Raw genomic sequence first — 18,618 nt, 5'->3', positions numbered from 1 at the left:
ATCACGCGATAGGCTTCCCTTCGAATCGGCGCGCAGGCACCGCTCGCGCGCCGCAGAAAAGGGGAACCCATGCGCACCGCCCTGCTCTCGGCGCTCGCCGCCGCCAGCCTCGCCGTCTCACCCGTTTCCGCACCCGCCTCCGCACAGGCTCCTTCCTATGATATCGTGATCCGCAACGGCCGGGTCATGGATGGCGCGGGCAACCCGTGGGTGCATGCGGATGTCGCCATCAAGGATGGCCGCATCGCCAGCATCGGCAAGGTCAGCGGCAAGGGCAAGCGCGAGATCGACGCGGCGGGCCGCTACGTCACCCCCGGCTGGATCGACATGATGGACCAGTCCGGCGCGGTGCTGCGCCAGAATGGCGGGGCGGAAAACAAGCTGCTGATGGGCGTGACGACGGTGATCGCCGGGGAAGGCGGCACGCCGGTTCCGGCGGCCGACATCACCGCCTACTTCAAGGAACTGGAAACCAAGGGCATCGCCGTCAACTTCGGCACCTATTATTCCGCCACGCAGGCGCGGGAAGAAGTGATCGGCGACAAGGCCGCGCCCCCGACACCCGCCGAGCTGGAGGCGATCCGCGCCAAGGTGCGCACCGCCATGAACGCGGGCACGCTGGGCCTTGCCACCGCGCTGATCTACCCGCCGGGCAGCTTCCAGACCACGGACGAACTGGTGGAAATCGTGAAGGCTTCCGCCCCCTGCCAGGGCATTTACGCCACCCATATGCGCGACGAAAGCGCGGGGCTTCTGGACGGAATCAAAGAGGCGATCGCAATCGGCGAGCGCGCGGGCGTGAAGGTGGAAATCTTCCACCTGAAGGCCGCCTATGCGCCGCGTTTCGGCCAGATGATGCCCGAAGCGGTGAAGCTGATCGCCGAAGCCCGCGCGCGCGGCGTCGACGTCGCGGCCGACATGTACATGTACCCCTTCGCGGGCACCGGGCTGGAAATCACCGCCCCCACATGGGTTTATGAAAATGGCTTAGATGCCGCCGTCGCTCTGCTGAAGGATCCGGCCGCGCGCGAACGGATGAAGAAGGATCTGGCCGCAGGCCCGCAGCCGGGCTGGACGAACATGGTCTATTCCGCAGGCGGCTGGGACAGGGTCGTGCTTGCCAATCCGCACAACCCGAAGTGGGAGAAATACCGCTTCCAGTCCATCGCCGCCATTGCCAAGGACGTCGGCCGCGATCCCGCCGACGTCGCATGGGATATCATGCTGGAGGCGCTGCCCAAGCGCGCCGTCGCTCTCTATTTCATGATGGACGAGCGCGACATCGAAACCGCGCTGAAGCAGCCATGGGTCTCCATCGGCAGCGACGCCGGGGCCGCCCCCGTCTATGGCAAGATCGACGGCCTCGGCCTGCCGCACCCGCGCGCCTATGGCAATGCCGCGCGCACCATCGCCGAATATGTGAAGCGCCGCCCGGTGCTGACGCTGGAAGATGCCGTGCGCAAGATGACGAGCTGGCCCGCCGCGCGCATGGGGCTGGATGATCGCGGCGTGCTGCGCGAGGGGCTTCGTGCGGATATCACCATCTTCGATTATGACCGGCTGGATGATCGCGCCTCGTTCGCGGAACCCACCATCTCTCCGGTGGGGATCGATTATGTGCTGGTGAACGGCCAACTGGTGGTGGATGGCGGCAAGGTCACTGCGGCCCGCCCCGGCATGGTGCTGAAGGGCGCCTGCGCCGCGCTGGCGTCCGCCTCTTGAACGCCGCGACGGACAAGCCGGTGACGCGCACGGAGCTGCCCACCCCCTATCTGCTGTTCATGGGCGACATGACGGAGCCGGGCTTCGCGAAAACCGCCTTCGGCCTGCACCAGTGGGTGCCGGAGCGCTGCGTGGGCGAACTGGCCTTTTCCGGCTCCGTCCTCAGCACCGGCCTGCCCCGGCTCAGCGCGGCGGACGGCAAGGCGCGCGGCGCGCGCGCCGTGGTGATCGGCGTCGCCCACCCCGGCGGCGCGCTGGCTGAAAGCTGGATCGCGCCGCTGGTCGGCGCGCTGGAAGCCGGGCTGGATATCACCAGCGGCATGCACGGCCGTCTGGGCGACAATCCCGCGCTGGCGGACGCCGCCCGCCGCCACGGCCGCACCCTGTTCGACGTGCGGGTGCCGCCTGCGGGCATCCCAATCGGCACCGGCGCGAAGCGTAGCGGCAAGCGGCTGCTGACGGTGGGCACCGATTGCGCGCTGGGCAAGAAATACACCGCGTTGGCCGTCGCCCGCGCGATGCAGGCGCGCGGCATCGCTGCCGATTTCCGCGCCACCGGGCAAACCGGAATCCTGATCGCGGGCGGCGGAATCCCCATGGATGCCGTCGTGTCGGATTTCCTCGCAGGTGCCGCCGAACTGCTCAGCCCCGCCGCCGCGCCCGATCATTGGGACGTGGTGGAAGGGCAAGGCTCCCTGTTCCACCCCAGCTATGCGGCCGTTACGCTGGGGCTGCTGCACGGCAGCCAGCCGGACGTGATCCTGCTGTGCCACCAGCCCGGCCGCACCCACATTCTGGGCCGCCCGGATTACCCGATCCCCGATCTCGGCACCGCGATCGAAGCCTATCTGGCGGCAGGCCGCCTCACCAACAGCGCCATCCGCTGCGGCGGCATCAGCCTGAACACCGCCGCGCTGGACGAGGACGCAGCCGCCGCCGAAATCGCCCGCACCGAAGACCGTTACGGCCTGCCCGCCGCAGACCCGCTGCGCGGCGGCCCCGCGCTGGAGCGGCTGATCGACTTCAGCCTGAACACAACGGCCTGACCACAGGAATCTATCTGCCCAAACAGGTGTAATCCTGCGCGAACCGGCCTAGCAATGGCCTGTGTCCGCCGTGCCCCAGAAACTGCCCAACGCCCATTTCGTCGTGGTGTTCGCCGCGCTTCTCGTCACCGCGGCGGGCAATACGGCGCTGCAATCGGTGCTGCCGGTGATCGGGCGGGAAATCCAGATCCCCGATATGGCGATCGCCGTGATCTTCTCGCTCTCGGCTTTGTTCTGGACTTTCAGCGCCCCCTATTGGGCGCGCCAGTCAGATAAACGCGGCAGGCGGCGGCTGATGCAGCTGGGGGTCACCGGGTTCGGCGTTTCGATGCTGCTGTGCGCCACGGTGATCCTGCTGGGGATCAAGGGCGTCCTCGCCCCGCTCGTCACCTTCGCGCTGTTCACCCTGGCGCGCGGGTTGTTCGGCATCTTCGGCTCGGCCGCCAACCCGGCGGCGCAGGCCTATGTGGCCGGCCGCACCCTTCCGGCAGAGCGCACCGCGTCGCTCGCCATTCTCGCCTCCGCCTTCGGGCTGGGCACCATATTGGGGCCAGCCATCGCGCCGATCTTCATCCTGCCGTATGTCGATCTGTCCGGCCCGATGTTCGCCTTCGCGCTGATCGCGCTGGCCGTGGTGATCTGGCTGCAACTGGGCCTGCCGGATGACAGCCCCGAACAGGCGCTGAAGGGCGGCGGCGCAGAGGCGACCATGCCCTCCATCGGCGGTATGCCCACCGGGGCCACGGCGATGGCGGCAGAGGAAACTACCTCCACCGGCCGCCGGGAACGGATGCAGGTAACGGACCCGCGCATCAAGCCGTTCATGATCTTCGGCTTCGCCGCAGGCTCTTTGCAGGCCGCCACGGGGCAGGCCATCGGCTTTTTCATCATGGACCGTGTCGGCAACACCGGCCTGCACGCCACACAGCTGATCTCCATCGCTTTCATGGCGGGCGCCGGGGCGACGCTGCTGGCGCAATGGGGCATCATCCGCCTGCTGAACCTCAGCCCCTCGCAACTGATGCGCTGGGGTAGCCTGCTGGGCGCGGCGGGCGTTGCGGGCATCGCCTTCGCGCCGGATTTCCACGCGCTGGTGCTGGCCTTCGCCGTCGCCTCGGCAGGCTTCGGCTTCGCCCGGCCCGGCTTCACCGCCGGCTCGTCGCTGGCGGTGTCCCGCCACGAACAGGGGGGCGTGGCGGGTGCCGTCACCGCCGTGAACGGGGCCTGCTTCATCCTCGCGCCCGCCGTCGGCATCGGCCTGTATGAACTGAAGCCGGAACTGCCCTATTGGCTGAGCGCGCTGGGCCTGCTGGCGCTGGCGGTCTATGCGTGGACAAACCCGCTGCTGCGGAAAAGCGCGGTGGAAACCTAAGCCCCTTCGGCGCACACGGGGCAGGCGTGATCCTTGCGCACCCGGATGCTGCGGCTTTCCATGCTCAGCCCCTCATACAGCCACAGCTGGCCGATCCGGCTATCGCCGAAACCGGCGATCAGCCGCAGCACCTCCAGCGCCTGCGCCGCGCCCATCAGCCCGGCGACGGCCCCCAGCACGCCGATGTCGGCGCAACTGGTGCCCGGCACATCCTGCGGCAGCCCGGCGAAACAGGCATAGCAGGGCTGATCGGGCAGATGCCCGGCAAACACCCCCAGCTGCCCCTCGAACGGGCCGAGTGCGGCCGAGACCAGCGGCAGGCCCAGCGCCACGGCGGCGCGGTTCACCTCGCTGCGGGTGCGGAAATTGTCGCAGCCATCGGCGATCACGTCACAGCCGCCCAACAACGCTCCGGCCCCCTCGGCAGACAAGCGTGCCTGCACCGGCTCGATCACCACATGCGGGTTCAACGCCAGCAACCGCTCCGCCGCCGCCTCCACCTTGGGGCGGCCAATGTCGGCGGTGGAAAACAAGGTCTGCCGCTGCAGGTTGGATAGGCTCACCACATCATCGTCGATAATGCGAATCCGCCCCACCCCGGCCGCCGCCAGATATTGCAGGCAGGGGTTGCCCAGCCCGCCCGCGCCCACCACCACGACAGACGCCGCCCTGAACCGCCGCTGCCCTTCGCCGCCCACCTCTTTCAGAACGATATGCCGCTGATAGCGCTCCAGTTCCGCATCATCGAACATCAGTGGCAGCCATTGAGCTTGCGGAAGGCTTCACCCCTGCGCCGCACTTAAGAGACTCCCGTCGAACCAAAACCCCCGGTTCCGCGCGTCGTGGTCGCTGAAAATGTGTCGACCACGGCGAAGCTCGGCCGAACGATGGGCAGAAACACCAGCTGCGCGATGCGGTCGCCCGGCATGATGGTATAAGGCTCGCTGCCCACCGCCGTCCGCAGCCATGCGCTCACAAAAATCTGGTCGCTGTAATCGGCGTCGATGGTCCCGACGGCCTGGCTCAGCACAAGCCCCTTTTTATGCCCCAGCCCCGAACGCGCCAGCAGAAAGGCCACCATGTTCGGATTGTTCATCAGAACCGCGAACCCCGTGGGGATCAGAACCGGCGGTGCCTGAGGCTGCAGAATCAACGGCCCATCCAGACAGGCCCTCACATCGACGCCCGCCGCCATCTCCGTCTCATATTTCGGCAGGCCCCACTGGCGCAGCCGCTCGTCGACAATCCGAAGCTCAATCTCGGGTGAATGCTGTGTCATGGATTGATGGCTGCTCCGTCCGGGCCACAATGGCGGGACTGTGATAGGTGGGCGGCCCGCAACGTGCAAACGCCCTGATCCACTTCCGGTTCAGGCCGGTCGCCTGCGATATCTGCCCGGCGGCACCGGTCATGATGCCAACCGATTGCACCTTGCCGCCCCTGCTTCTAGGGTTTGTTGCAGATTCGTATACGAAACCGGACTCGGGAGTGGTTGATGAAAAAATTGCTGGGCGCGCTGCTTCTGGGGATTTCCAGCCCGTTGTGGGCGCAGGCGGCGGAAAAGCCTAAGTGGGACGTGAACACGGGCGGCGGCGCGCAGCTGAAGGATGTGCGGATTGATGTGACGCAGGGCAGCTGGCTCGATGTCGATGTGTCGCCGGATGGGCGGACGATCGCCTTTTCCCTTTTGGGGGATATTTACACCCTGCCGATCGGCGGCGGCACGGCGTCCCGGATCGCCGAAGGGATGGCGTGGGAAGTGCAGCCGCGATTCTCGCCGGATGGGAAACGGATTGCCTTCACGTCGGATCGCGGCGGCGGTGACAATATCTGGGTGATGAACGCCGACGGCAGCGACAAACGGCAGGTGACGAAGGAGGAGTTCCGCCTCGTCTATCAACCGGGCTGGTCGCCGGACGGGCAGTTCATCGTGGGGAAGAAGCATTTTTCCACGCAGCGGTCGCTGGGCACCGGTGAAATCTGGCTGTGGCATATCAGCGGCGGCGCGGGGCAGCAGCTGGTGAAGCGGCCGAGCGAGCAGTTCCAGAAGGAGATCGGCGAGCCGATCTTCGCGCCCGACGGCAAGAGCATCTATTTCACCCGCAACGCCTCGCCGGGGCCGATCTTCGAATATGCGCAGGACAGCAACACAGAGCTGTTCGTGATCGACAAGCTGAACGTGGCGACGGGCGAGGTGTCCAACGCGATCTCCGCGCCCGGCGGCGCGGTGCGGCCGACGCCCTCGCCCGACGGCACGCGCATCGCCTTCATCCGGCGCGAGAACACGGCCTCCAGCCTGTTCGTGCGCGATCTGAAAACCGGGCGCGAAACGCGGCTGGCCTCCGGCTTCGACAAGGACATGCAGGAAACCTGGGCGGTGACGGGAGTGTATCCGAACATCGCCTGGACGCCGGACAGCGGCTCGCTGATCTTCTGGGCGAAGGGGCGGATCAACCGCGTGTCGGCGAACGGCGGCGCGGTGCAAAACATCCCCTTCCGCGTGACGGACAGCCGGCAGGTGATCCCGGCGGTGCATCCCGTGGTGGAGGTGGCACCGGATCGCTTTTCCACGAAGATGGTGCGCTTCGCCAGCCTCTCCCCGGATGGGCGGACCTTGCTGTTCGAAAGCCTTGGCAAGCTGTGGCTGAAGCCAGCGGCGGGCGGCGCGGCGCGGCGGCTGACACCGGGCAATGACGCCGCGAGGGAGCTGTTCCCGGCGTGGTCTCGCGACGGGAAGCAGATCGCCTTCGTGCGCTGGACGGACGAGGGGCTGGGCACCATCCGGCTGACGGCGGCAGGGGGAGGCGCGGGCCGCGATCTGGTGGCGGCACCCGGCCATTACGGGCGGCTGGCCTTCTCGCCGGACGGGCGCACGCTGGCGTTCGAAGTGCGCGACGGCGGCGGGCTGCTGCCCGGCTGGGGCGTCAGCGACGCCGGGGTGTGGCGCGTCGGCGTTGGCGGCGGCGACGCGGTGAAGGTGGCAGGCGGCTTCAGCGCGCCGCACTTCGGGGCCGCCAATGACCGGATTTTCGCCAACGGATCGGGCGGCGGCAAACAATCTCTGGTGTCGATGGACCTGAACGGCGAGGCCCGGCGCACGCACGCCAGCGGCGAGATGGCGAGCGATTTCCGCGTCTCCCCCGATGGCCGGGCGCTGGCCTTCCGGCAGAATTACGAAGCGCATGTGATGCCGTTGCTGCCGGGGCCGCAGGAAGTCCCGGCGGACGCGCGCGCCACCGCGATGCCGGTGGTTCGCGCCAGCGTCGGCGGGGCGGATTATATCGGCTGGTCCGCCGATGGCCGCACGCTCACATGGAGCGACGGGCCAACCTTCTTCCGCGCGGACCGCGCCGCCATGTTCGCCAGCGCGCCGCTGGCGAAAGACGCGCCGAAGTTCGCGGCCCCCACAAGCGGGGTTTCGATGGCGATGGAGGTGGCGGCCGACAAACCCGGCGGCACCATCGCGCTGGTCGGCGCGAAGCTGCTGACGATGACAGGCGACGGCGCAGGCGTGGTGGACGACGGCGTGGTGGTGATCCGCGGAGACCGGATCGTCGCCGTGGGGTCGCGCGCATCCACCGAAATTCCGGCGGGCGCAACGCGCATCGACGCCGCAGGCAAGACGATCATGCCCGGCCTGATCGACGCCCACGCGCACGGGCCGATGGGCACCGGCGATCTGGTGCCGCAGCAGAATTGGGTGCAGGTGCAGGCGCTGGCGCTGGGCACCACCACCATCCACGATCCCTCCAACCGGGGCAGCGAGATTTTCGCCGCCAAGGAATATCAGCAAACCGGCAAATTCCTGTCCCCGCGCGTCTTTTCCACCGGGGAAATCGTCTATGGCGCGAAATCGGCGCGGGTGTTCGCGGAAGTGAACAGTCTGGATGACGCGCTGAACCATGTGCGGCGGCTGAAGGCGATCGGCGCGCTCTCGATCAAGAATTACAACCAGCCCCGGCGCGAGCAGCGCCAGCAGGTGATCGAAGCCGGGCGGCGCGAAGGCATGCAGGTGGTGGCCGAAGGCGGCTCCCTGTTCGGGCTGGGCATCACCCACATCGTCGATGGCAATTCCACCTTCGAGCACAATCTGCCGCTGGAATATTTCTATGACGATGTGCTGCAGCTGTGGGCGGGCACGAACGTGAACTACACCCCCACGCTGGTCGTCAGCTTCGGCGGGCTGGGGGCAGACCCCTATTGGCGCGCCCACACCAACATCTTCGAACAACCGCTGCTGAAGGCGCACACCCCGCCCGGCGTGCTGGCGGAAAGCATCCGCCGCCCCATCGCCCCGGAAGATCAATATTTTGACGGCATCACCGCGCGCGAGGCCAAACGGGTCGCGGCGCTGGGGCGGCTGGTCTCCATCGGCGCGCACGGGCAGCAACCCGGCATCGCCGCCCATTGGGAGCTTTGGAGCTATGTGAAGGGCGGCTTCACCCCCGTGGAGGCGCTGCGCGCCGGCACCATCGTCCCCGCGCAATCGCTGGGCATGGCGAAGGACATCGGCTCTCGGAGCCGGGCAAACTCGCCGACCTGATCGTGCTGGACGCCGACCCGAGCGCGGACATCCGAAATTCGGAAAAGGTCGCGCAGGTGATGCTGGGCGGCAGGCTCTATGATGCGGCAACGATGGACGAAATCGCGCCCGAGAAGGTGAAACGCGCCGCCCATTGGTGGGTGGGTGCCCATGGCGAATCCGGCGCAACAGGCTGGACCAACGCCGGGCAGCACAGCCACTGACGGCAGAGCCACCCCTGCCCGATCCGGCTCAGCCGGAACCGCCGCGCCAGCCCGGCGTTGACCAGCCTCGCGCCCCCGGCGCGGCGCGGCCGCTGTGGCTGGCGGCAGGGTTCGGCTTCGTGGGGCTGGGCATCATCGGCGCAATCCTGCCGCTGATGCCCACCACCATCTTCCTGATCCTCGCAGCAGGCTGCTTCGCCCGCTCCTCCCCCAAGCTGGAGGCGCGGATTTTGGCGCACCCCCGCTTCGGCCCCGCCGTGCGAGACTGGCGGGATCGCGGCGCAATCTCCCGCCGGGGCAAGGCGTTCGCCGCAGGCGGAATCACGCTGGGCTATGCGCTGTTCCTGCTCTCCGCAAAACCGGGGTTTGCGTTGGCAGCCGGGGTGGCAGCGGCGATGACCCTGTGCGCGGCGTGGATTTTGAGCCGACCTTCGTGAAGTTTGCCTCCGGCGGCCGGGCTCTGCCCGGACCCGGCAGGGACATGATGTCCCTGCACCCTCGAAATTTGGGCTTTATCGTCATGCTGCGGGCAGGTGGGGGAATGATCGCCTGCGGCGCTTGTCTGTTTTTGGGTGGATTTGGGGTGGGCCGTCATGCTCGAAGGTTGGCTTCTTTTGGACGGTCCCGAATGTCCGGCTATAATCGACATTAGCGGCAAACTGCCGTTCATTTAGGATTGCGGCGATCTCAGCATAGCTAAAGATTTCCGCTGAAATTAGCTTTTGAACAGAGCAGTGGGACAGGCGAAAATTAGGATATTGTATGTCGTGTCTAGCGCCTCTCCGACAAACTCTTGCTGTTCGCCATTGAGGTTGGTGAGCCACACCTTCGTGGGCTTGGTTGCTTTTCCAAACGGCACTAGACGCCAGAATGGGTGATTGGTCGTGATAACGGAAAGCTGCGGTCGCCCAAATTGCCGCTCGAATTCGAGCGACGTTTCGACCCGGCGGATTTCGGCGCTCCAGCCGTTTTGTGGGCATAGGGCAGGCTTCTCCACTGCCATCGCAATGCAGACGTGCCGGTGCGTACGCGCATATTCTCGCAACCCAGCGTAGAGAGACACATTAAAGACGCTTTTCATCTTTTTGACAGAAGAAAAGGCCAAGGGAAAATCGGCAGCGCGCTCGGCATATGCATTGCCGTTGAAGATTGCATATCTTGCGAAATTGTTTGCCTCTCGTTCGAACTTATCGACGATCGAAGGGTTCAGTTCTTCCTCACTGTCCTCGAAAAACCGGAAAATTTTGCGTTGATGCGGCAGTTCAAAATGGCCGGTTTCGTGCAACTTCAGAAAGCGCTGACGAGTTTCCAGCACGGAATCGTCGATATGGATGACCTCCTCATATGCATCGAGGATGCCAAGTACCTTCCCCAACGCACGCTTGACGACATCCGCCGCCTTTTTACCCTGAGCCACGGCATATGCTGCAATGGCGCGCGGGTCGAACATGCTGGTGGGCGCAACTCTGAGCTTAGCGGCGGCAAGTAGATCGTCAATTGGGACGGGTACAACGCCCCAAGCGTCGGCGCGCTCAAGTAGAATCTTTGCGCGACTCTCGACGAATGCCCGCTCGGCATGACTCAACGAGCTGTCGTCTCTACGCAATTCTTATTTCTTTTCGCTTCTCATAAATTTAAGAAACCGAAGTAATTCAGCTTCCTCGTCAGAAGTCAAATCGATTTCAGCAAAGGTCGCGACTCTTCCATGACGTTTGGGCGCTGCCGCCGATTGTTGTGGTGTCAAATACCCAGCGCGTTCCATGAGGCCAATGTAGTCAATTTCATACGTCGACGACAATGAATGTAGTACGTTCGGTGAGGGCTGTTTTACTTTGTCATTCTCAAGCTGACTAAGATAGGCGTTGGAAACCTCTTTTCGGGTCATCTCCTCAACCTGCCGCAGAGAGAGTCCCCGATCGGATCGCACTGCAGCTAAATAGCCGCCGAGCGTCAAAGCCTGCTTTTTGCTGTCAGGCACGGTCAATCCAAGACGGAAGTGATCATAGAGAAATTCTAGCATTTCTCTGCTTGGTATCGCAAGCGTGCTTGATATTGCTTGACATATCAAGCGCGCGTTGCGGATAATGCGCGCACGGCCCATCGATTCCCGATCGGCTGGTCCCGGAAAGGGCGATTGAAATGGCAGGCAACAAGGAAGTGACTAGCGCAAAGGCGGCGTCGGCAGCGGCGAAGGTTCTCAGCAACCCCAAGTCGAGCCCGGCAGCCAAGACGGCGGCAGCTTCTGCGCTGACGCAACGGCCCAATCGCAAGAAGTAACGAAGAGCCGGGTGAGCCCCGCTCTTCTGCCACCGGGCGAGGAGAAGAGACTATGCGTGTTCAGGGAGCGGTGATCCGTGAGCAAGGCCAAACCTTTGCGGTCGTAATCGTCAAACCGCACGTGGTGCGGAACAGCAGCCTGGCGGCAGATACCATCCTCAATTTCGCACCAGCGTTCGGCGTGCCAGTCGTTCTGATGGCGCAGGATCGGTGGGGTCGGCCGACCTATTATGGCCGTCATGATATAGCACGGTTCATGTCTTCCGTGCCACTTCGCGCAATTGCGTGGCAAGAATACACGATAAACTAAGGCTCGTTAATCAATAGAATAGGAGAAAAAATGACTGATTTCAAACCAGGGGACACTGTCCAACTCAAATCGGGCGGACCAATCATGACTATTGATCAAATTGGCACTCGTTCTGGCAGGCCTGAGTCGGCGGCGTGGTGTCAGTGGTTCGAGAAAACGAAGCTTGAAACCGGCGTCTTTCCTCTAACTTCTCTGCACCTTTGGGAGGAATAATATCATATCCTTGTTTCAGGGCTGAGCCGCGGCTGTTGGCCATTATGATGATCAGGCGTGTCATCGCCTCCGGCAGGCTCCGCAGTCGGTTGCCAAGAGAGCGGCTGACCGTCGAGCGAAGCCTCCTACGTCAGTAGGCGATCACGACAGATTTCAGCGAGTTGATCGACGATCGGTGTCTGTTTCGGCAGGTTGTGCAAAACATTCGGGATATCCCGCTGCGCGAGGCGCAACCTGCGCATCGCCATAGCGAGCAGGAATTCCGCCGCAGCTTCGCCGCGCGCATTGGATGCACTCTCGACGATGCGGCGGATCAGCCGGGCTGCGTCCGCACTCGCTACCGCATTGTCGGTATAGTCGAGCTCGGACGGCCTGCCTGCATGTAGAAGATCGTCCTCAAAAGATGGTCGATCGTGACCGCCGAATTACCTGTGAATGAACGGCAAGTTTCGATGGCGTTGGTCGTCACAAGGAACGGCCGCTATGTTGGCGCCAAGCGCCGCAAGCAATCAAACCGCCTTGCTTCCCCAAAGCTAACCGGCAATTCTCCAACATAGAGGGTGCAGGGAAATCATTTCCCTGCTGGGTGCAGGGCGAGGCCCTGCCCGCCGGAGGCAAAGGAACCTTGGAACGAAAGATCCCCGATCAGCCCGCCATCGCCAGAATCTGCGCCCATTCCGCATCGCGCACTGGCACCACGCTCAGGCGGGACTGGCGGATGAGTTCGAAGCCTTCCAGCTTGGGTTCGGCTTTCATTTCGGCCAGCGTGACGGGGCGGGGGAGTTTGCGCACGGGTTCGATGGTCACGGCGACCCAGCGGCCGGTTTCGTCGGTTGGGTCCGGGGCGGCGAGTTTGGAGATTCGGCAGATGGCGACCACTTCCTTGCCGATGTTGGAGTGGTAGAAGAAGCCTTCGTCGCCGACCTGCATTTTCTTCATGTTGAGGGCGGCTGTGTTGTTGCGGACGCCGGTCCACAGGGTTTCGCCATCTTTCACCAGATCGTCGTAGCTGTAGACGTCGGGTTCGGATTTCAGCAGCCAGCGGTTTGTCATTCTATACCCTTCAGGATCGCCAACAGCCCTGCCTTATAGTCCGGGTGGCGCAGGCGATAGCCGGTTTCGCGCGCCAGTTTACGGCCTGAAACGCAGCGCCGTTCTGTCCAGAAGGCGCGGGCCATCGGCGGCAGCGTGGCGTCGTCCAGCGGCAGCAGCGGCGGCAGTGGCGCGCCCAGCAGACGGCAGGCGAATTCGGTGACATGGCGCGGTTCGGCGGGCAGATCGTCTGTGATGTTGAAGATGCCCTGCGCGCGTTGCTGCATTGCTGCCAGCACTGCGCCTGCGATATCCGCGACATGGATGCGGCTGAAGCGGTGGCCGGGGCGGTCGATCCGGCGGGCGGTGCCCGCCCGCACCTGATCCAGCGCGCTGCGGCCGGGGCCATAGATGCCGGGCAGGCGGAAGATGGTGGCCCCCAGCGCCTGCCAGCCGAGGTCTGCTTCGGTGCGCGCCTCGCGCCGCCCGCTGCCGATGGGGGTGGCTTCATCCACCCACGCCCCGCCCGCATCGCCATAAACGCCGGTGGACGACAGATAGGCGAGCCAGCCGCCATGATGCGCCAGCAGGCCGTGAAAGCGGGTCAGCACCGGGTCCGCGCCGGAGCTGTCCGGCGGGATGGAGGAGAGGATGTGGCTGGCCGACGCAATGGCATCTGGCAGCGCCGGATCGTCGAAGGCGATCAGCCCTTCGCCGCCTTGCCGCCGCACGCCCAGCACCTGTTGCCCGGCGGCATGGGCCGCACGCGCGATGAATGTGCCGGAATAGCCTTGTCCAAGGATCAGGAGCATGCTGCATGGTAACCACAGAGTCCAAAGGGAGAAAGCCATGACGGATCGCCTGCCCGAAACCGAGAACTGGGTGCGGATGAGCGGCGTCAGCCGCCGCGCGGCGCTGGGCGGCGGCGCGGCGGCGCTGGGCTATGCGCTGGCGGCGCAGCCGGTGCGCGCGGACGCCATCGTCACGCCCACAGACGGGCTGGACGCCGGGATGCTGACGTTCAAGGCCGCGAACGGCTTCACCATGAACGCCTATCGCGCCAAGCCAAAGGGCAAGGCCAACGCCCCCGTGGTGCTGGTGGTGCAGGAGATTTTCGGCCTGCACGAATGGATCAAGGATATCACCCGCCGCTTCGCCGCCGCAGGTTATTACGCCATCGCGCCAGACCTGTATCAACGCGAGGGCGATCCGACGACGGCCCCCGATATCCAGACGCTGTTCAAAACCATCGTCTCCAAAGTGCCGGACGCGCAGGTGATGGCCGATCTGGACGCGGCAGCGGCCTTCGCGGGCAAGGATGGCGGCAATGCCAAGCGGCTGGGGGTGACGGGCTTCTGCTGGGGCGGGCGAATCACATGGCTGTATGCCGCGCACAATCCGGGGCTGAGGGCCGGGGTCGCATGGTATGGGCGGCTGGTGGGGCAGCCCACGGATTTGCAGCCGAAACACCCTATCGATATCGCCGCGCAACTGAACGCCCCGGTGCTGGGCCTCTATGGTGACCTCGATAAAGGCATCCCCATCGCCGACGTCGAGAAAATGCAGGCCGCGCTGAAAGCCGCGAACAGCAGCAGCAAAATCATCCGCTTCGCCGAAGCAGACCATGGCTTCCTCGCCGATTACCGCCCCAGCTTCCACGACGCCTCGGCGCGGATCGCATGGGCCGAAACGCTGGGATGGTTCGGGACGCATTTGTAGGCGGGCGGGGTGTTGCGCTTGCTGCGTTGGGGCGGCGCTTTCTTGCCTCCGGCGGCCAAGGGCTTTGCCCTTGGAACCCAGCAGGGAAATGATTTCCCTGCACCCTCAACATTGGCGTCGCGGCCCAGATCCAGCGTTGTGCGCGTGATCCACTTTGATTGCCTGCGGCGCTACGAAGGCCCTCTCTCCCCGCCGGGGAGAGAACTGGAGAGAGGGGAGCAACGCTGGACCTGATCCACCAACCTCCCCGCCCCCCACACCTCCCAACCCGCTCAGCCTGAGCCTGTCGAAGGCCCCCGATCAAACCCACCAACCTCCCCACAACCACAACCGTCACCCCGGACTTGATCCGGGGTCCAGCTGTTCTTCGGCAACGTTGGAGGTGAAAGCTGGACCCCGGATCAAGTCCGGGGTGACGGGTGGAGAAGCCGGCTGGCCACTTCCACAAAGCGCCGCAGGCTATAAATCCCGAACCTCACGCCCAGCCGATAGCCCAACCCCTCCCCTAAAGGAGGAGGGGCTACAGAAAGTCCCGGGGTGCAGGGGCGTCACGCCCCTGCCGGGGTGAAGGGGCAGAGCCCCTTCATTTCAAACCAGCCCTCCCTCAACGCGAAACGTGCGGGTACCAATGCACAGACCCGGTCCCGGAAACCTCCACCGGCAAATAAGCCCCCTGCGGCAAAGCCTGCACCACGCCGAAGCGCATGGGCTGCATCTGCACGTCCAGCACGAAATCGCCGACTTTCTTCTCTGTCAGGGCCTTGTCGATCTTCACTTTCAGCTTGGCGATATCGTTGCTGAAATTCTGTGCCAGCGCTTCGCTGAGCGCGGTGGTGACGGCTTCTGACTGGGCGATCAGGAACACAAGGTTTCCGGCAATCCTGTCTGACTCACCGGCGATTTTCAGGTTTCGCACCTTTACGATGGGGGAGTTGGGCTCGTTATAGGGCGTGCCGGTCAACCAGACCTTGCCGTCTGTGGCCATGGATCCGTTCGGCCGCGCGGCCTTGATGGTCAGGCCCAGCGCAATCTGCCCGCCCTCGATGGCATAGATGGTGGGCGGGCCGAAGCTGGCGTTTACCGGGCCGATGCCCGGCACCTCGATCGGCTTTTTCGCCAGCTTGTTCAGGGCTTTCCACAGCACCGGCTCCAGCACGGCATAATCCGCGATCACCGGCGCGGTGATCAGGAAGCCATGCGCGGCGGCGACGCGGCCGGAATTGGGCAGCGGGGTGGGCCGGGGCGCTTCGGGGCGGCTGCCCACAAAGGTTTCCGCCCCCGCTTCCAGTTCCGCCTTCAGCAGCAGCCGACCGTTCACAATCTGGTAGCCGCCGAAATCCAGCCGCCTCGGCGTCACGCGCATCCACACTTCGGGGTTGCGCGCGTTCAGTTCCAGCGTGGTGAAGCCCGCCTTCCACACATCTTCCAGTCGGGCGCGAGGCTGCAACCGCTCCAGCTTGGCGGGCAGCGAGCGTTCAAGGTCAGCGATGATCTTTTTCAGATGCGGGTCCGCCCGGCTGGCGAAGGTCACACGCTGGCCCAGCAGTTCGATTCCGGGCTTTTCCGTCCAGCTGTAATCGATGTCCACCTTGGCAATCGGCCGCCACTGGGGCGTCATATCCAGCCTGATGTTGGCGCGCGCCTCGGCCTTGGCGGTGGCGGTTTCAGACAGGATATGCCCCACGTCGTTGGCGCTGATCTCGGCGGAAACGGGCATCCGCAGGTGAATACGCTCCCCCTCGCCGGACAGGTGGATGCGGCCCCTGCGGATTTCGCCGACGATCCGGCACGAGATGCTGGGGGAGATTTTCGCCGATTTCGTGCCCAGCTTGCAGGGCACGTTGCGGCATTCCTCCCCTTTGCACGGGCGGACATGCTTCAGGCACAGGTTCACATGCTGCGCCGGAATACAGGCCTGTTCCTGCTGGTCGATCCGCTGCAGCACTTCCGGCACTTCGGCGTTCAGCATCGCCTCCAGGTCGGACAGGCTGGCGCTGATCGGCACCGTCACGCGGGAGGTGGAGACGGGAATCTCCGCGGCCCCGGTGGCGCGCGGCGGTGCCGCCGGTTCAGACGGGCGACACGCCGCAAGCAGCAGGAGGCTGAGAAGAAAAAGCCCCCTCAGCATCGCTCAAAGCCCTTTCAGGAAATCCAGCATCGCCGCGCCCAGTTCGGGGCGGGTGACGCTGCCCATATGCGTCCCCGGAATCTCGGCGTAGCGCCCATCCGGCAACAGCGCGGCGAGATCGGGGGCAGAGCCATTGTCCTGATCCTGCGCCCCGCACACCACAAGGCTGGGCAGCGCAAAGCCGGCGATCACATCGTCCGACGTGCTCTGCTGGCCGTTCAGCAGGTGGACGATGCAATCCGGGTTCTTCGTGCTGCTTTTCATAAAGGCTTCGGCGGTGAATTCCGGCGTGCCGCGCGCCCATGTGCCGCGCCCCTCGATCATCCGCACGAAGAAACCGGCACGATCCCCGCCCTTCACCAGCCCGCGCAGGCCCATACCTGCGAAGATGGCAGCACGCGGCTGCATCCCCCGCGCCAGCAGCCGCGCCACCGTGCGCGCGCCCAGCGAATAGCCGCCCAGAACGAAATCGCCGCCAAGCCCCAGATGCGCCACCAGCGCCTCGATATCCCGCGCCAGCACATCCGCAGGCCAATAGTCCGCCCCCTCCGGCGCGTCGCTTTGCCCATGGCCACGGAAATCCGGCATGATCAGCCGGTATCCGCCCTCGGCCAGCCGCTTCGCCGTGCCATAGCGGATCCAGTTCGTCTCCGCGCTGGAAAACAGCCCGTGCAACAGCAGCACGGGCGGGCCTTCGCCCAGTTCCGTGACATGCAGGCGGGTGCCGTCGAAGCTGTGGAATTCCATATCCGCTCGCTTGCACCGGGATCAGGCGGGTTGCAACACTTGCGATTCCGCGCAGGCAGGGCCATTTTCCGTTGCGAGAGAGTGACCCCTATTGTTGCGAAGGTGCAAATGGCAACCGAAACGAAGCTGAAGCTGGACGCCCCGGAGGCCGTGGCCATCGTGGAGCCCGAGGCCGCCGCAGGGCTCGTCCCTCTCTCAACCGCTGAGACGACCGAACTGGAAAAGCGCGTGGACGGCTTCATCGCCACCCTCGTGGCGAAGGATGCCAACAGCCCCGAATTCGGCAAGGAGGTGGATCGCCTCGCCAATCTGGGTCAGGCGCAGATCGCCGAGGCCGCCGGGCAATCCAACCGCTTTCTCGATCGCCCGGTGCGGGCGATGGACAAGGACAATGGCATCGGCGCGGACCTGTCCCAGCTTCGCCGCACGGTGGAGGATCTGGACCCGTCCAAGCGCGGAGACCTGATGACGCGCAAAAAACTGTTCGGAATCATCCCCTTCGGCGACAAGGCGCGCGATTATTTTGACAGTTACAAAAGCGCGCAGGGCCACATCAGCACGATCCTGAAAAGCCTCGCCAACGGCAAGGACGAGCTGCTGCGCGACAATGCCGCCATCGATACGGAGCGCAAGGCGCTGTGGCAGGCCATGGGCAAGCTGGAACAGATGATCCACATGTCCAAGCTGCTGGATACCAAGCTGGAAACGGCGGCAATCGAGCTGGACAGCAGCGATCCCGCCAAGGCCAAGGCCATCCGCGAAACCGCGCTGTTCTACACCCGCCAGCGCAGCACCGATCTGCTGACGCAAATGGCCGTCAGCGTGCAGGGCTATCTCGCGCTAGACCTTGTGAAGAAAAACAATATCGAGCTGCTGAAGGGCGTGGATCGCGCCTCCACCACCACCGTCTCCGCACTGCGCACGGCCGTCACGGTGGCGCAGGCGCTGACGGGGCAGAAGCTGGTGCTGGATCAGATCACCGCGCTGAACACCACCACCGCCAATGTGATCGACGCCACCGGCACCATGCTGCGCACGCAAACGGCGGAAATCCACAAGCAGGCCGCCAGCTCCACCATCCCCGTGGAAACGCTGAAGCGCGCGTTCGAAAACATCTATCAAACGATGGATTCCATCGACGTCTTCAAGCAGCAAGCGCTGGAATCGATGAAGACGACGGTGAACACCCTGTCGTCCGAAGTGGAAAAGTCGAAGGGCTATATCGCCCGCGCTGAAGGCATGGCGCAGATCGAGGGGAAGGGCGCAGCCTCGGCTGATCCGCTGCTCCCCGTCTCGGGTTGAACGG

At 64.7% G+C, this 18,618-nt stretch carries 19 protein-coding genes; 11 read left to right on the top strand and 8 right to left on the bottom strand.

Annotated features, from left to right (window positions below; translation table 11 throughout):
- Window positions 1-69: 69 nt before the first annotated feature.
- The 3 genes from FJQ54_RS11180 (at window position 70) to FJQ54_RS11170 (ending at window position 4,140) form a co-directional block, all read left to right on the top strand.
- Window positions 70-1,722 carry an N-acyl-D-amino-acid deacylase family protein gene (locus tag FJQ54_RS11180; RefSeq protein ID WP_140928487.1) on the top strand — a complete coding sequence of 551 codons (1,653 nt, stop codon included), beginning with the start codon at window positions 70-72 and terminating at the stop codon, window positions 1,720-1,722.
- Window positions 1,719-2,768, top strand: coding sequence for a DUF1611 domain-containing protein (locus FJQ54_RS11175; RefSeq protein ID WP_140928486.1), 1,050 nt, complete (start codon window positions 1,719-1,721; stop codon window positions 2,766-2,768). The genes FJQ54_RS11180 and FJQ54_RS11175 overlap by 4 nt, the downstream gene beginning before the upstream one ends.
- Before the next feature lie 70 nt (window positions 2,769-2,838).
- Window positions 2,839-4,140, top strand: coding sequence for an MFS transporter (locus tag FJQ54_RS11170; protein ID WP_235890409.1), 1,302 nt, complete (start codon window positions 2,839-2,841; stop codon window positions 4,138-4,140).
- On the opposite strand, the gene FJQ54_RS11165 is transcribed toward FJQ54_RS11170, so the two are convergent.
- Both FJQ54_RS11165 and dut read right to left on the bottom strand, forming a co-directional pair.
- Window positions 4,137-4,895 (bottom strand): HesA/MoeB/ThiF family protein, encoded by a 759-nt coding sequence (locus FJQ54_RS11165; protein ID WP_181160118.1) that lies wholly within the window; start codon window positions 4,893-4,895, stop codon window positions 4,137-4,139. The two genes, FJQ54_RS11170 and FJQ54_RS11165, sit on opposite strands and share 4 nt — an antisense overlap.
- 44 nt (window positions 4,896-4,939) lie before the next feature.
- Window positions 4,940-5,419 carry a dUTP diphosphatase gene (gene dut / locus FJQ54_RS11160; protein WP_140928483.1) on the bottom strand — a complete coding sequence of 160 codons (480 nt, stop codon included), beginning with the start codon at window positions 5,417-5,419 and terminating at the stop codon, window positions 4,940-4,942.
- 216 nt (window positions 5,420-5,635) lie between these two features.
- Between dut and FJQ54_RS11155 the strand changes: the two genes are divergently transcribed.
- Genes FJQ54_RS11155 through FJQ54_RS11150 form a run of 3 tightly spaced genes read left to right on the top strand, consistent with a single transcriptional unit; the run spans window position 5,636 to window position 9,323 of the window.
- Window positions 5,636-8,683: an amidohydrolase gene (locus tag FJQ54_RS11155; protein ID WP_328592176.1), complete on the top strand. Its 3,048-nt coding sequence runs from the start codon at window positions 5,636-5,638 to the stop codon at window positions 8,681-8,683.
- A gap of 2 nt (window positions 8,684-8,685) precedes the next feature.
- Window positions 8,686-8,886 carry a hypothetical protein gene (locus tag FJQ54_RS18005; RefSeq protein ID WP_328592175.1) on the top strand — a complete coding sequence of 67 codons (201 nt, stop codon included), beginning with the start codon at window positions 8,686-8,688 and terminating at the stop codon, window positions 8,884-8,886.
- On the top strand, window positions 8,820-9,323 hold the full coding sequence (locus tag FJQ54_RS11150; RefSeq protein ID WP_235890428.1) for a YbaN family protein: 504 nt from the start codon (window positions 8,820-8,822) through the stop codon (window positions 9,321-9,323). Before FJQ54_RS18005 ends, FJQ54_RS11150 begins: the two co-directional genes overlap by 67 nt.
- A gap of 278 nt (window positions 9,324-9,601) precedes the next feature.
- Here FJQ54_RS11150 and FJQ54_RS11145 read toward each other — a convergent pair whose 3' ends face one another.
- Window positions 9,602-10,336: an ImmA/IrrE family metallo-endopeptidase gene (locus FJQ54_RS11145; RefSeq protein WP_140928482.1), complete on the bottom strand. Its 735-nt coding sequence runs from the start codon at window positions 10,334-10,336 to the stop codon at window positions 9,602-9,604.
- 159 nt (window positions 10,337-10,495) lie between these two features.
- A complete protein-coding gene (locus FJQ54_RS11140) occupies window positions 10,496-10,906 on the bottom strand; it encodes a helix-turn-helix domain-containing protein (protein WP_140928481.1) in 411 nt (136 codons plus the stop codon).
- Window positions 10,907-11,025: 119 nt separating this feature from the next.
- On the opposite strand from FJQ54_RS11140, the gene FJQ54_RS17520 reads away from it, so the two are divergent.
- From FJQ54_RS17520 to FJQ54_RS11130, 3 genes are read left to right on the top strand one after another with little or no spacing between them, the layout of a single operon-like run.
- Window positions 11,026-11,163, top strand: a complete 138-nt coding sequence (locus tag FJQ54_RS17520) for a hypothetical protein (RefSeq protein ID WP_181160114.1) — start codon at window positions 11,026-11,028, stop codon at window positions 11,161-11,163.
- Between the two features lie 52 nt (window positions 11,164-11,215).
- The gene (locus tag FJQ54_RS11135; RefSeq protein ID WP_140928480.1) at window positions 11,216-11,473 is read left to right on the top strand and encodes a hypothetical protein; all 258 of its coding nucleotides are present in this window, start codon (window positions 11,216-11,218) and stop codon (window positions 11,471-11,473) included.
- A 30-nt stretch (window positions 11,474-11,503) separates the two neighbouring features.
- On the top strand, window positions 11,504-11,686 hold the full coding sequence (locus FJQ54_RS11130; protein WP_140928479.1) for a YodC family protein: 183 nt from the start codon (window positions 11,504-11,506) through the stop codon (window positions 11,684-11,686).
- Between the two features lie 645 nt (window positions 11,687-12,331).
- Here the strand turns inward: FJQ54_RS11130 and FJQ54_RS11125 are convergent.
- The gene (locus FJQ54_RS11125) at window positions 12,332-12,739 is read right to left on the bottom strand and encodes an EVE domain-containing protein (RefSeq protein ID WP_140928478.1); all 408 of its coding nucleotides are present in this window, start codon (window positions 12,737-12,739) and stop codon (window positions 12,332-12,334) included.
- The gene (locus FJQ54_RS11120) at window positions 12,736-13,530 is read right to left on the bottom strand and encodes a Rossmann-fold NAD(P)-binding domain-containing protein (RefSeq protein ID WP_140928477.1); all 795 of its coding nucleotides are present in this window, start codon (window positions 13,528-13,530) and stop codon (window positions 12,736-12,738) included. Before FJQ54_RS11120 ends, FJQ54_RS11125 begins: the two co-directional genes overlap by 4 nt.
- A 37-nt stretch (window positions 13,531-13,567) precedes the next feature.
- Between FJQ54_RS11120 and FJQ54_RS11115 the strand changes: the two genes are divergently transcribed.
- Window positions 13,568-14,437: a dienelactone hydrolase family protein gene (locus tag FJQ54_RS11115; RefSeq protein ID WP_140928476.1), complete on the top strand. Its 870-nt coding sequence runs from the start codon at window positions 13,568-13,570 to the stop codon at window positions 14,435-14,437.
- A gap of 604 nt (window positions 14,438-15,041) precedes the next feature.
- Here the strand turns inward: FJQ54_RS11115 and FJQ54_RS11110 are convergent.
- The gene (locus FJQ54_RS11110; protein WP_140928475.1) at window positions 15,042-16,565 is read right to left on the bottom strand and encodes a DUF4403 family protein; all 1,524 of its coding nucleotides are present in this window, start codon (window positions 16,563-16,565) and stop codon (window positions 15,042-15,044) included.
- Between the two features lie 3 nt (window positions 16,566-16,568).
- On the bottom strand, window positions 16,569-17,312 hold the full coding sequence (locus FJQ54_RS11105) for an alpha/beta fold hydrolase (protein WP_140928474.1): 744 nt from the start codon (window positions 17,310-17,312) through the stop codon (window positions 16,569-16,571).
- 108 nt (window positions 17,313-17,420) lie between these two features.
- On the opposite strand from FJQ54_RS11105, the gene FJQ54_RS11100 reads away from it, so the two are divergent.
- Entirely contained in the window at window positions 17,421-18,614 is a 1,194-nt protein-coding gene (locus FJQ54_RS11100; protein ID WP_140928473.1) for a toxic anion resistance protein, read from the top strand.
- Window positions 18,615-18,618: the final 4 nt, after the last annotated feature.

Origin of the sequence: Sandaracinobacter neustonicus, from assembly GCF_006385875.1 — a bacterium.
Taxonomy (GTDB): domain Bacteria; phylum Pseudomonadota; class Alphaproteobacteria; order Sphingomonadales; family Sphingomonadaceae; genus Sandaracinobacteroides; species Sandaracinobacteroides neustonicus.
The sequence above is the reverse complement of the archived record's forward strand: the minus strand, read 5'-3'. Positions and strand labels throughout refer to the sequence as shown.